Source organism: Segatella maculosa DSM 19339 = JCM 15638 (assembly GCF_000382385.1).
In the GTDB taxonomy this organism is placed as follows: Bacteria; Bacteroidota; Bacteroidia; order Bacteroidales; family Bacteroidaceae; genus Prevotella; species Prevotella maculosa.
Map to the genome: position 1 here is coordinate 1 of NZ_KB908352.1, position 13,012 is coordinate 13,012.

Annotated in this window: 10 protein-coding genes; 8 read left to right on the forward strand and 2 right to left on the reverse strand. The window is 41.1% G+C overall.

What is annotated here, in order from left to right:
- The first annotated feature begins 28 nt into the window (after nt 1-28).
- From H164_RS0113490 to H164_RS0113500, 3 genes are all read left to right on the forward strand, one after another.
- Nucleotides 29-331 carry a helix-turn-helix domain-containing protein gene (locus H164_RS0113490; RefSeq protein ID WP_026356382.1) on the forward strand — a complete coding sequence of 101 codons (303 nt, stop codon included), beginning with the start codon at nt 29-31 and terminating at the stop codon, nt 329-331.
- A gap of 11 nt (nt 332-342) precedes the next feature.
- Nucleotides 343-633 carry a helix-turn-helix domain-containing protein gene (locus H164_RS0113495; RefSeq protein ID WP_026356384.1) on the forward strand — a complete coding sequence of 97 codons (291 nt, stop codon included), beginning with the start codon at nt 343-345 and terminating at the stop codon, nt 631-633.
- Nucleotides 634-759: 126 nt separating this feature from the next.
- On the forward strand, nt 760-1,509 hold the full coding sequence (locus H164_RS0113500; protein ID WP_018911569.1) for a ThiF family adenylyltransferase: 750 nt from the start codon (nt 760-762) through the stop codon (nt 1,507-1,509).
- A 10-nt stretch (nt 1,510-1,519) separates the two neighbouring features.
- Here H164_RS0113500 and H164_RS0113505 read toward each other — a convergent pair whose 3' ends face one another.
- The gene (locus tag H164_RS0113505) at nt 1,520-2,275 is read right to left on the reverse strand and encodes a helix-turn-helix domain-containing protein (RefSeq protein WP_025830389.1); all 756 of its coding nucleotides are present in this window, start codon (nt 2,273-2,275) and stop codon (nt 1,520-1,522) included.
- 190 nt (nt 2,276-2,465) lie between these two features.
- Between H164_RS0113505 and H164_RS0113510 the strand changes: the two genes are divergently transcribed.
- The 5 genes from H164_RS0113510 to H164_RS0113540 all read left to right on the forward strand — a co-directional run bounded on the left by H164_RS0113510 (nt 2,466) and on the right by H164_RS0113540 (nt 12,236).
- Nucleotides 2,466-3,095: a hypothetical protein gene (locus tag H164_RS0113510; RefSeq protein ID WP_019969117.1), complete on the forward strand. Its 630-nt coding sequence runs from the start codon at nt 2,466-2,468 to the stop codon at nt 3,093-3,095.
- 223 nt (nt 3,096-3,318) lie between these two features.
- Nucleotides 3,319-5,616: an outer membrane beta-barrel protein gene (locus H164_RS0113515; protein WP_036888036.1), complete on the forward strand. Its 2,298-nt coding sequence runs from the start codon at nt 3,319-3,321 to the stop codon at nt 5,614-5,616.
- Between the two features lie 827 nt (nt 5,617-6,443).
- A complete protein-coding gene (locus H164_RS0113530) occupies nt 6,444-7,523 on the forward strand; it encodes an efflux RND transporter periplasmic adaptor subunit (RefSeq protein WP_019969121.1) in 1,080 nt (359 codons plus the stop codon).
- A gap of 116 nt (nt 7,524-7,639) precedes the next feature.
- On the forward strand, nt 7,640-10,828 hold the full coding sequence (locus H164_RS0113535; protein WP_026356385.1) for an efflux RND transporter permease subunit: 3,189 nt from the start codon (nt 7,640-7,642) through the stop codon (nt 10,826-10,828).
- Nucleotides 10,812-12,236: a TolC family protein gene (locus H164_RS0113540; RefSeq protein WP_019969123.1), complete on the forward strand. Its 1,425-nt coding sequence runs from the start codon at nt 10,812-10,814 to the stop codon at nt 12,234-12,236. Before H164_RS0113535 ends, H164_RS0113540 begins: the two co-directional genes overlap by 17 nt.
- 264 nt (nt 12,237-12,500) lie before the next feature.
- On the opposite strand, the gene H164_RS0113545 is transcribed toward H164_RS0113540, so the two are convergent.
- Nucleotides 12,501-12,863: a hypothetical protein gene (locus tag H164_RS0113545; protein WP_019969124.1), complete on the reverse strand. Its 363-nt coding sequence runs from the start codon at nt 12,861-12,863 to the stop codon at nt 12,501-12,503.
- Between the last annotated feature and the right edge of the window lie 149 nt (nt 12,864-13,012).

The following is a 13,012-nucleotide window of genomic DNA, read 5'->3' on the forward strand; positions in this document are numbered from 1 at the left end:
GAATTACAAACAAAATAACAATAAAACTATGGGATATTTTATCATTACGGATTCAAACTGGGCAAAGCTGAGGAACGAGATACTCAGCCTTGCCGAGACATGCCACAAGGCATTCGGGGAACAAAGCAGGCATACCGATTGGCTGCACAATGGGGATGTGTGCAGGCTGCTCAACATCAGCAAGCGTACCTTACAGCACTATCGTGATACGGGTGTCTTGCCCTTTGCCCAAATCGGGCATAAGTGCTATTACAAGCGTGAGGACGTGGAGAGGTTGCTCCAAACCAAAATAAAGAAATCGAAAGCGGAGAAAAATAAATTCAACAAATAAACATGAAGAATATGGAACAGGTAAGAGATTTGAACATGGAGGTGGACGATATGCAGGTGGTGCTGTCCGCTATCAACGGAGTAAGCAAGAGAATTAAGGAAGTTGCTCAGACACACAAGCCACTGTTTGGCGGTGAGCATTTCCTCACAGGTAAAGAAGTATGCGAGCGGCTGTATATCAGCCCCCGCACCCTGCAGGACTATCGGGACAGGAGGATTATTCCCTACACTCAGTTTGCAGGGAAGATACTCTATAAGGAGTCGGATTTGGAAAGGTTGTTGGAGGATAACTATAAGGAGTAGCAACATGTTCTCTTCTGAATATGTTATAAAATCTAAAATAATCAACAATGTGATTGATTATTACACTTTTGTGTAATGTATATATGCTTTATTACATCTACTTTTGCCTAAAATAATTATTTCATTATGGAAGAAAGATACAGCAGAAACAGGCTCTATGTGAGCGAAAGAGAACAAAGCATCATAAAGGATTATAAAATATTCCTTGGTGGTGCAGGTATAGGCAGCATTATCGCTGAATGCGCTTTAAGATTTGGTTTTGAACATATCACCATCGTTGATGGAGACAAGATAGAGCGAAGCAACCTGAACAGGCAGAACTATACAGAGAATGACATTGGCAGATACAAGGCGGAATGTTTGGCTGAGCGTTTGCTAAGCATCAATCCTGATGCACAGATAGATTTCCATACAGAGTTTTTGACTCCTGATAACATCGAAGAGATGCTGAATGAGCATGATGTAGCCATCAATGCATTGGACTTTAAGGATAAAACTCCATTCGTCTTTGATGAAATTTGCAAAGAAAGAAAAATACCAGTACTGCACCCATACAACTTTGGTTGGGCTGGCTTTGTTACGGTTGTAGACCCATTGGGGCATTCTTTATCTGAACTGACTGAAGAGCCAAAGGGATTTGAATTAAAGGTAGCTGAGTATGTTACTGGACACGGGGCTTTTTGGAATCAACCTAAAGAGTGGTTAGACAAAATTGTAACCCAATATAAAAAGGAAAGCGAAATGCTTCCACCTCCACAACTGTCCATAGCATCATGGATTGCAGCAGGCTTGTGTACAACGGCAATGTACAATCTTGCTACAGGAAAACCTGTGAACTATTTTCCTAAATTCTATCTCTCTTCGCTTTTGCCGTAAGTTATTTTTTTCAGAAGAGTTTGTTTAAGGTAGCTCTTGAAATAGCTTTGGTGATATTCGTCACGCCTAATTTGTCAAAGGCGTGGCGTTTATAGGTTTTGATAGAATCTAACGAGCGGCACATTCTGTTCGCAATTTCCGTCATGGTAAGCCCTGCTGCTGACAACCGTAGCACTTCAAGTTCTTCTTCTTTAAGTGATATTCCATCACATTCTTTCCACCGATGTCCTTCGAAAGAATATTTCCAATAGTTAAGATTACCCTTTTTGTGAAACTCTACATATCCCACTGTTTTATGTGAAGATAGTGATACGACACACATACCTATCCATATCTTGCCTTCGTCTGTCAATAAAATGGGAGTAATCTGATGGTTTATCAGTTTGCTTTTTGTTCCACTTTTCAGATGAAAGTGATAGGACATAGAACATTGGTATTTATCGACGTTATCGAAAGTATCAAAGAACTTAAACCCACTTTTGTTCAGCTCAACAAGCATTTTTAGTTCTTCCTCTGGTACATATTTCAAATAAAAACTATACCCCAATTCCTTCACCTCCTTTGCTGTATGACCACAAAGAAACAAAGGGTTGTCCGACACATAAAGAAACTCCTGCTTATAATAGTCTATCAAATAAATGCTCTGATAGGTTACACGTGCAAAGGACTCTACTGTATGAATCAATGTTGACAATACATTTGAATCGTAATCTGGTGCATTACGCACGGTGTTCGATGCTATAAAGAAATCTTTTATGTCTGTCATATATGCTAAACGTGCTAAGACTCTCTGATATATTTCACTACAAAAGTACATTTTTAATGTGGAATACCGCAAAAAGATTACACAAAAGTGTAAAAAACAAAGAGAGAGATGCCAAATTACACAAAAGTGTAATAGGTGATATTTCTATAAGAAGTATTTTTGCCATATAAATCAAGAAACAAAAAGCATTATGGAAAAACAGATTGCAACATTTAAGGACTACGCTATCTTCATGGCAGACAAAACGAGTCTGTTGGAAATAGCACAGTTTGTGGTCAGGGAAAATTACTCCCATCACTTATCTTCATTTACAGAGAAAGAAGTAAATGAAGATATAAAATCAGTGCTTGAAGAAGAGGAATATCTGTATGATAACAAATCCCAAATCTATATTGCAAGGGATTCCTTTGGGAATATAATTGGCTGCATCAGGAGTTTTCATTGGGATAAACACAAGATTCTTCCTATCGAAAAAATATATGGGATAAACCCACTAAATGCTATTCACCAGGAAAGTAAATATAGTTTTTGGCATATAGGGCGCTTTGCCGTTGCAAAGGATTCGGGAATATCCACATTGACATTATTCAAGCGATTAATGGCATTAGCAGTAAAGCCGATAGTGGAGGACAAGTACAGCTATATGATTGCAGAGATTGACAGCAAACTATTGAAAGTAATGAAGGTGTTGGGATTTGGTACACGTCAAATCGGAAAATCCATTGACTACCTGACATCTGAGACCGTTCCAGTATGCTCCAGTAAAAGAGGTATTATGGGTTTCTTTTCTAAATATGGTGAACTTTGCAAGGCTGCATGATTACACTTTTGTGTAATATTTCAGACAACAAATTCAGAATTATACAAAAGTGTAACGATATAATTTGGAGATATAAATATATTTGCAACAGAAAATAAGCCTATTATCTAGACATTGCAAAGATAACAGAAGAAAATCTTTTTCTATGCCAGATTCCAGATGTACAAGGGCTAAAGATATAAATGTAATATGATGAGGAAAATTATTTAAATGTTATAAAATAATGAAGCATTTTTTTATGATGCTCCTGTTTCTGATGTTTTCCAAAGGAGCATACTCTCAAATGAGTGTAAAAGGAAACATTGTAGATGAGAACGACAAGGAAGTAATTGGATGTTCAGTTAGAATTCTGTCGACAGATTCGACATTCTTGTCTGGTGGCGTAACCAATGATGTGGGTGAATTTCATATTAAAAGTATTCAATCGAATAACTTTATCGTTCATCTGTCATATATAGGCTATGAAGACCAATATATTACCTGTAATAATGCATCGGATGATGTTGATATGGGAAAGATTAAACTGATGGTATTGCCAAAGACTTTAGGAGAGGTAAAAGTTGTTGGTAGTAATAAAATCCAGAAAATAGACAGGCAGATACTCTTCCCTAACAGTTTGCAACGGAAGACATCCAGTAATGGCCTTTTGTTACTGCAGAATTTAAGTCTTCCACGCATTGAGATCAATTCTATTAACAATAGCATAGAGATGACTACAGGAGGGACAGTTGAATTACAAATTAATGGAGTAAAGGCAAAGCTTCCTGAGGTGAAATCTCTAAGACCAGACGATATAGCAAAGGTGGAATACCATGATAATCCGGGATTGCGTTATGGAAATGTGGGAGCTGTCATTAATATTATTCTGAAACGGAGGAACTCAGGTGGAAATTTCTCAGTCGATTTAACCAATGGCATAAATAAAATCGGAACAGGAGATTATAATGTTTCCGCTAATTATCATTTTGGAAGTTCGTCTTTCAAGTTTATATCTAATTGGGAACGCAGAGATTTGAAATGGATACGTGAAAATGTTGAAACCTTTAATGGAACTGCAACTCCACTATACAATGTGGAAACAGGCTTGCCTACAAAGGTAAAGTATGACAGGATGAATTTCCTATTAGGTTATGACTATAGTAAAAACAATAATCTGCTAAGTATCAACTATAGACAGTCATATATGGATATGCCTTATTCCATATCAGACAGAGAATCCGAACTTACAAGTGCTGGACAGGAATATAAAATATCCGATCATGAAAAGTCGAGGGAAAATATACCTTCATTAGATATTTATTACCAGACAGAATTGGCTAAAGGAAAGAATCTGTTTATTGATGTGGTAGGAACCTATATAAAAACTAAGAATAATAGGCATTTTGTTCAGAGAGGAGTAAATTCTGTTGAGGAATATGCATCGCAGACAAAAGGTGATAAATATTCGCTCATCGCTGAGGCTATTTATGAGCAAAAGATTAAAAATTCCATGTTATCACTTGGCATAAAACATAATCAGGCCTTCGTTTCCAATAATTATGGTGGAACCATCAATGCGAATATAAGCATGCGAACAGCTGAGACCTATGGGTATGTGGAATTTATGTCTAAGGTAGGGAAATTGGTATACACTATGGGTAGTGGTGTAATGAGAACATATAACAGTCAGGGAGATGTAAGCCAGAGTAAAATTATTTTTCGCCCAACACTTAAATTGTCATACAATCTGACCAAGAATTTACTTGTTAGATACACTGGCTATATTTCAGGTTATTCTCCATCATTATCAGATATGAATGATGTGAGTCAGAATATAGATAATTATCAAGTTAGACGAGGAAATCCTAATCTTAAGACAGTAAAATTCGTTTCTAATGATTTGACTATCAACTGGAAGTACAAATGGTTGGATTTGGATTATCTTATCAGATACAGCTTTGATGACAAGCCATTGATGGAGACGACATTGTTCGAGAATAATAAGTATATACGTACAATGGAAAATCAGAGGGGTTTTCATCGATTGCAGAATAATTTAAATCTGAAGCTGACTCCTTTCGGTGAAAATTTTCAGGTTAATATCAGCACATACTTGAACAGATACATAAGTGAGGGAAATAATTATACCCACACCTATTCTGATTTCGGTGTAAATGGTTCTGTTACCTTTTTTAAAGGGAATTGGTTCCTGATGGCCAGTGCCAGCAAAGGGCATAAAATACTATGGGGAGAGACTTTAACCAAGGAGGAGACTCTACATTCAATATCTGTCGGCTATAATAAGGATAACTGGGGCATACAAGCTCAGGTGTTGAATCCTTTCAGTAGCAGGTATAGTCAGTACGTAGAAAATTGGTCGAAGCTGGCTCCTTACAGGCAGGATGCTTTTTCTCATGACCTGAACAGAATATTCATGCTTGAAGCATATATCAACGTAGACTTCGGTAAACACAAGAACAATGTAAACAAACGAATAAATAATAGTGATACCAATTCTGGCATTTTGTCAGGAAGCAAATAGAAGGTATAGCTATGATTGATTAGATATTTAATTTATGCGCATTTTACCGCGCAAAAAGTCGGCTTTTGCCGCAGTTTGTCGCACCTATCCTGCCCTTTCGCGAGGAAAAGTGAGGCATAGGGGCCGACTATTTGATGAAAACGAGAGCCCCTATTATATATAAGGTGTAGACGTTTTGCTTTGATTGACTCGCCACTCAGTGCTGATGCACAGCACGATTCACGTTGGAAAGCACCCCTTACTATCGTGAGAAGCGACGACACCGACAATGCATTCGGCAGAGAAATCAACTGAGATGATGCCATATAAGCAATGATAACGTTTTATAGAAACAAACTTTTTGTCTCGTTCTTAAATACAAAGATAAATGAAAAATGTCATAACTTATTTACAAAATCCTGCATTGTTTTTGTAAAAAAGCAAACAAATCATCTTCTTTTCTCAAAGGAGTTATAGAGATGCTTCTGTTGTATGATGCGACGCATTGTGTTTTATTTCAGCACGCTGAAAGCCGAATGATAACCCACGCCAAAGCCAAAGACAAGGGGGTTAAAGTTGGATTAAAAAACACAACAAGTGAGATGCGCTCACAATTCCTATGACTTTGTAGCGTAATCTGGGGCAAAACGCACGATGAAATGAGGCAGATTGCGAGATGATTAACCTCACTTTACATTATATAAAAAATGAGCTAAAGAAGCAATTAATTTCTATCTATTAAATCTTTTTAATGATAGATTTACAACAACCTACTTAAAAAATCTATAAATTTGTATTTAATACTTGAATCATTAGTAAAAGATAATCGGACAACCCATTAGTTAGGTATGAAGAAAGAGATGCTGTTGATGGCTATCATCACATTGATTGTAGTCACAGGATGTCGCAAAAACAAGGAAAACAGCGACCAAACGGTCTACGCAGTAACGTCTCCTTGGGTAACCAATACACAAGTTTCAAAGAACTATGTGGCCAATATTGAATCGCGAAAAAATATAGAAGTACGCGCACAGCAGGAGGGAATTCTGCAGCAAGTTTATGTCACAGAAGGGCAACAGGTGCGAGCCGGTCAGCCACTTTTCCGCATTTCGATTGTTGGAGCTCAACAGAATGTGGCACGGGCAAAGGCAGAAGCCGAGCAAGCACGCATTGAACTGCAAAACACAACAACACTAACGAGGGGGCAAATTGTTTCGCCCAACGCACAAAAGATGGCTAAAGCGAAGCTCAATGCAGCCTTAGCAGATTATAAATTAGCCCAGATTCAAGCACGGTTATGCTTAATCAGCGCCCCATTTACAGGCGTTATAGGAAGTCTTCCGAAAAAGATTGGAAGCTTAGTGCAGGGAGGTGACTTGCTCACTACACTATCCGACAACTCGTCACTCAACGTATATTTCAACATCTCTGAACCCGAATATATAGACTATCAGCAACATTCTGCCGAGCGAAATAAACTTCCTTTGACGCTGATTCTTGCCAATGGAAGCGCCTTTTCAGCTAAAGGCTACATCCAAAATATAGCTGGTGAGTTTGATAGTAGCTCTGGAAATATTGCTCTTCGTGCCCACTTTGCCAATCCGAAAGGCTTGCTTCGCAATGGCGAAACAGGCACAGTGCGCATCAATATGCCTTTACACAATGTGTTGGTAATCCCACAACAGGCCACGTATGAAGAGGAAGACCGCCGTTATGTGTTTGTTGTTGATGGCGCAGGCTATGCACATTCACGTGAGATTAAAGTGGCTTTTGAACAACCAGAGGTGTTTATTATCGCCGAAGGAGTAACTGCCAACGACAAGATTCTATTGAGTGGAGTGCAGAAAGTGCATGATGGTCAACACGTAAAGACGCGTTATTACACACCGAGTGAAGCCATGAAGCGTGTTCAACTGAATGCCGACTAAGGCTTTCAGGTGGCTTTTCATCACACTTTACAACCGAGAAAAGTTCTCACACCATATTATTTCATGATGAGAACAACCATATATAAGAAGAAAAAAGACGCTAATAAACAGTCAATATGTTTCAAAAGTTTATTCGAAGACCAGTACTTGCCATCGTTGTTTCATTGGTAATCGTCTTCATTGGCATTCTTTCGCTGTTCAATTTACCCATTACTCAGTTCCCATCTATATCCCCTCCAAAGGTTAATGTGGTAGCCGATTATCCGGGAGCCAACAATGAACTGATGATTAAGTCAGTGCTTATTCCTCTTGAACAGGCACTGAATGGTGTGCCGGGAATGAAGTATATCGAGTCGGATGCAGGCAATGACGGCGAAGGAGAGATAAACATTGTCTTCAAACTTGGTACAGATCCCAACGTCGATGCTATCAATGTGCAAAACCGAGTGTCAGCAGCGACCAACAAACTACCGCCAGCTGTTGTGCGCGAAGGTGTGAAAATATCTCGTGAGGAGCCTAACATCCTCATGTATATCAACCTATATAGCGATGATCCTAAAGTCGATCAGAACTTCCTTTTCAATTATGCGGACATCAATATCTCCCCAGAACTCGCCCGCGTTGATGGCGTTGGAGATCTTGATATCCTTGGAACGAGGAGCTTTGCCATGCGTGTTTGGCTTAAGCCTGATAAGCTTACAGCCTATGGTTTGTCTGCAACCGACATCACAGATGCCTTACAACAACAGAGCATTGAAGCTTCTCCAGGCAAGCTTGGGGAAAGTTCGGGCAAGCATGCACAAAGCTTTGAGTATGTGTTGAAGTATCCAGGACGTTATACAACGCCTGAAGAGTATAGCAATATTGTCGTGAAATCAACTCCTGATGGGCAATTTATTAGACTCAAAGATGTAGCAGATGTGAGCCTCGGGAGTGAGGTTTATGACATATATTCTACGTTGAATGGTCACCCATCCGCAGCCATAACACTGAAACAAGCCTATGGATCGAACGCGCGACAAGTTATCCAGAACGTCAAGAAAACAATGGTTCATCTTCAAAAAGACATGCCAAAGGGCATGCATTATGAGTTGAGTTACGACATCAGTAGATTCCTTGATGCCTCTATAGAAAAGGTAATTCACACGCTGTTTGAAGCCTTTATACTCGTTGGTTTCGTTGTATTCTTGTTCCTTGGAGACTGGCGTTCTGCCCTCATTCCATGCCTTGCAGTCCCTGTTTCGTTAATAGGTAGCTTCGCTGTCATGAATGCTTTCGGCATAACGCTTAACATGATATCGCTCTTTGCCTTAGTAATGGCGATTGGAATCGTGGTCGATGATGCCATTGTGGTAATCGAAGCGGTCAATGTGAAGATAGCCAAAGAGGGCTTAGAACCTTTGGAAGCCACGCAAAAGGCAATGAAAGAAATCAGTGGAGCCATAGTAGCCGTGACATTGGTTATGGCATCTGTGTTCATTCCTGTAGCCTTTATGGGTGGGCCAGAAGGCATGTTTTATCGGCAGTTTTCAATCACAATAGCTTCTGGTATCGTGCTTTCGGGCTTCACAGCCCTAACACTTACGCCCTCGCTTTGTGCGCTAATATTGACTCGAGAGCGTGATAACCACATCAAAAAGACGTGGCTTAATCGTGTACTTGATAAGTTTAATGCGGGTTTTGACAAAGGAATCGGCGGCTATCGCAACGTGCTTCAACGCACTGTTTCGAGGAAGATTATCACGCTTCCGCTATTACTTTTGTTCTGCATTGGAGCCTTCTTTATCAACAATTCGTTACCTTCGGGCTTTATTCCTCAAGAAGATCAGGGCATGATTTACGCTGTAATTGAGACACCACCTGGTGCTACTATTGAGCGAACGAATAAGGTTGCACATCAACTTGCGAGTATAATTGCAAAGGAAGATGGCATAGAAAGTGTGTCTTCTTTGGCTGGATATGAGATCCTTTCTGAAGGAACCAGTGCCAACTCGGGTTCGTGTTTGATTAATCTTAAGCCTTGGAAGGAACGCAGTCGGACGGCAAAAGAGATTATCAATGACCTTGAAAACAAGTGCCAACAGATAACAGATGCCAACATAGAATTCTTCGAACCACCTTCTATTCCAGGCTATGGTGCGGCGTCAGGTTTCGAGCTTCGACTCCTTGATAAGACTGGAAGTAACGACTATCATGCTATGGAAAAGGTCAGCAAGAGCTTCGTTTCAGCTCTTAATAAGCGTCCAGAGATAGGCTCAGCCTTTACCTTTTACTCGGCCAGTTTCCCTCAATACATGCTTCGAGTAGATAATAATATCGCCGCACAAAAAGGCATTACACTTGGTACAGCCATGGATAATCTCTCCACATTGATTGGTTCTGACTACGAAACGGGCTTCGTTCGATTTGGTAAGCCCTATAAGGTCATCGTGCAAGCCGACCCAAAATATCGTGCTTTTCCACAAGACTTGATGCAGTTAAATGTTAAGAACAACCAAGGTGAAATGGTGCCTTATGCCGACTTTTTACACATGGAAAAGGTATATGGAATGAGTGAGATGACGCGTCATAATCTATATAATTCTGCTGAAGTTACAGGCTCAGCAGCAGCTGGATACAGTAGTGGTCAGGCCATCAAAGCTATCGAAGAGGTGGCTGCTTCGACGCTACCTCACGGTTATGATTACGACTTTGCCGGCATCACTAAAGATGAAGTAGACCAAGGAAACCAAGCGCTGATCATCTTTATTGTATGTTTAACGTTCGTCTATCTCATCCTTTCAGCACAATATGAGAACTTCCTTTTGCCACTTCCAATTATTACTTGTCTACCCGCGGGTATCTGTGGAACGTTCATTTTCCTGAAACTCACGGGATTGGAAAACAACATCTACGCCCAAGTTGCTATGGTCATGCTGATTGGTTTGCTTGGAAAGAATGCCGTGTTAATGGTAGAATATGCCGTGCAACGCCACAACTTAGGCAAGAGTATACGTGCAGCGGCCATCGAAGGTGCGGCAGCTCGCTTCCGTCCTATACTCATGACATCGTTCGCTTTCATAGCCGGCTTGCTGCCATTAGTATTTGCTCACGGTGCAGGGGCTATTGGAAACCGAACCATTGGCACGGCAGCTGCGGGTGGAATGCTATTCGGAACATGCTTTGGACTCATTCTTGTTCCGGGCTTATATTATATCTTTGGACGCATGGCCGACCATGTAAAGATGGTTCGTTACCAACGAAACAAGCCTTTGACAGAGGAGAAAGACAAACAATATAAACTTGAAAATGATGAAAAGAAATAATATTTTCCTTCTTATTCTGCTTGCCATCGGAGTGTCATCTTGCAAGACTCCCCAAGCGACGCAAGTCAATAGCCGCACACGTTTGCAGCTACCCACGCAATATAATGGTGATACGCTGACGGCAAAGACTATACCTACGTCATGGAAAATGTTTTTCACCGACCCACAACTCAAGACACTTATCGACTCCGCTTTAGTCAATAATCAAGACTTAAAGATAACATTGCAACAGATAGCTGTAGCAAAAAGCGGAATGATTGCAGCCAAAGGAGCCATACTTCCATCGCTTTCCGTGGGGGCTGAAGTAGGAGTTAGCAAGGCCGGACGATACACAAGTGAGGGTGCCGGCAATGCTTCTACCGAGATGACTCCTGGGAAACTCATCCCCAATCCACTCATGAACTATCACCCGGGCTTTGCTTTTGACTGGGAACTCGACCTCTTTGGCAAGTTGAAGTCAAGCAAAAAAGCGGCTGTCGAGCGTTATTTGGCAACCTTAGAAGGCCAGAATGCCGTGCGCGCTTCATTGATTTCACAGGTCGCAAGCAATTATTATACCTTGTTAGCCTTAGATAACAAGCTCGCACTTATACGCAAATACATTGATCTTCAGCGTCAGGCGGAGAAGATAGCTGAGATACAAAAGGAGGCCGATAGCGACACAGAACTGGCTGTTGAGAAGTTCAAAGCAGAGCTTGCAAAGGCACGTTCGCAGGAGTTTGCATTGAAACAAGAGATTACTGAATGTGAAAATGCACTCAACTTACTGCTCGGTCGTTACCCAACGCCTATTCAACGAGACGCCAAACAGTTGTTGAATGAAGACGTGAAAATGGTCGTTACAGGACTTCCTTCCAATCTCCTGAGCCACCGACCCGATATCCGTCAGGCTGAACATGAACTCGCTGCAGCTCATTGGGACGTAGAAACGGCGCGCAAAGCCTTCTTGCCTTCGGTAAACATTAGTGCCACTTTAGGGCTTGAAGCCTTTAATCCTACCTACCTAACGCGTATGCCAAAGTCGCTCGCTTACAGTGTTGTGGGAGGACTAACTGCACCACTTATCAACCGAAAAGCTATCGAAGCGAACTTCCAACAGGCTGATGCCGCACAGCTACAAGCCTTATATGAATATGACAAAACACTGCTCACAGCTTATTCTGAGGTATGTACGCTGCTGTCAAAGAACAAGAATCTCGCCGCCTATTATGCGTTAAAAGAGGAAGAAGTGAAGACTTTGGAACACTCGGTTGAGGTGTCTCGTCAACTCTATATGAACGGGCGAGCTACTTATCTCGATGTACTTGGGGCCGAACGCGATGCTCTTGATGCCCAAATGGAACTGCTTGAAACACGCCAACAGCAGCTTTCCTGTGTCGTAGACCTATATAGAAGTCTCGGAGAATAAGGCTCATCAGGCATAAAAGCAAATGATTTTTTGAAATGATTTGTGTCATATTATCGTGTGATTTGCCGTATTTTCAACCGTATTATCAGCATTCTCGGTCTGTTTTGGTAGGTAGTATGTGGCAGCTTGTGGCGTCGTTACGGAGACAAAAGAGACAACAAAATGACAGAAAACAACTCGGACGGACAGTTTTTCTGGTGAAAACCGTCCGCCCGTTGTCGTTCCTTTTTGTTTCTCGGATTGTGTGTCGCTATTCCTGTCTGTTCAGCATTCCAATCCGCTACTGATGCAAAGCATGAGAGAGACTGCCTGTTTGTTATCCCTCGTTATCCGTTGTATTATCCACCTGCGAAACTTTGCCGCAAATCCCGTATGAAGATAAAAGGATATGGCGATGATGGCTTCCAAGGAATAGACCTCGGCAGCATAGCTGTTTCCAAGAGGCATATATCTCGTGCTGTGGCAGGTTGGTATTGCGCTGTCTTTCAGTACGCGGTTGATGGCAGCACGTATCTCCCCTTGTGTTGCGTAGAAGAGTTCCGCCAGTTCCCACTCGCTCATCCAAATGTCGGAACCGGTGATGCAAAATTCGTTCTCTTTCAAATAAATGATGTCTCGTCGTTTCATAGTTCGTTCCTCCTTATAATACTATAGGTGTTGTATTCGGATATATCTATAAAAGGTATTGACATCATTGCACGAAAGCCTCAGAGGTGACAAATTCACCAATATCAGCAAGTTTTTCAGATAGTACATTCATTTCCTTGTTCAGTTTC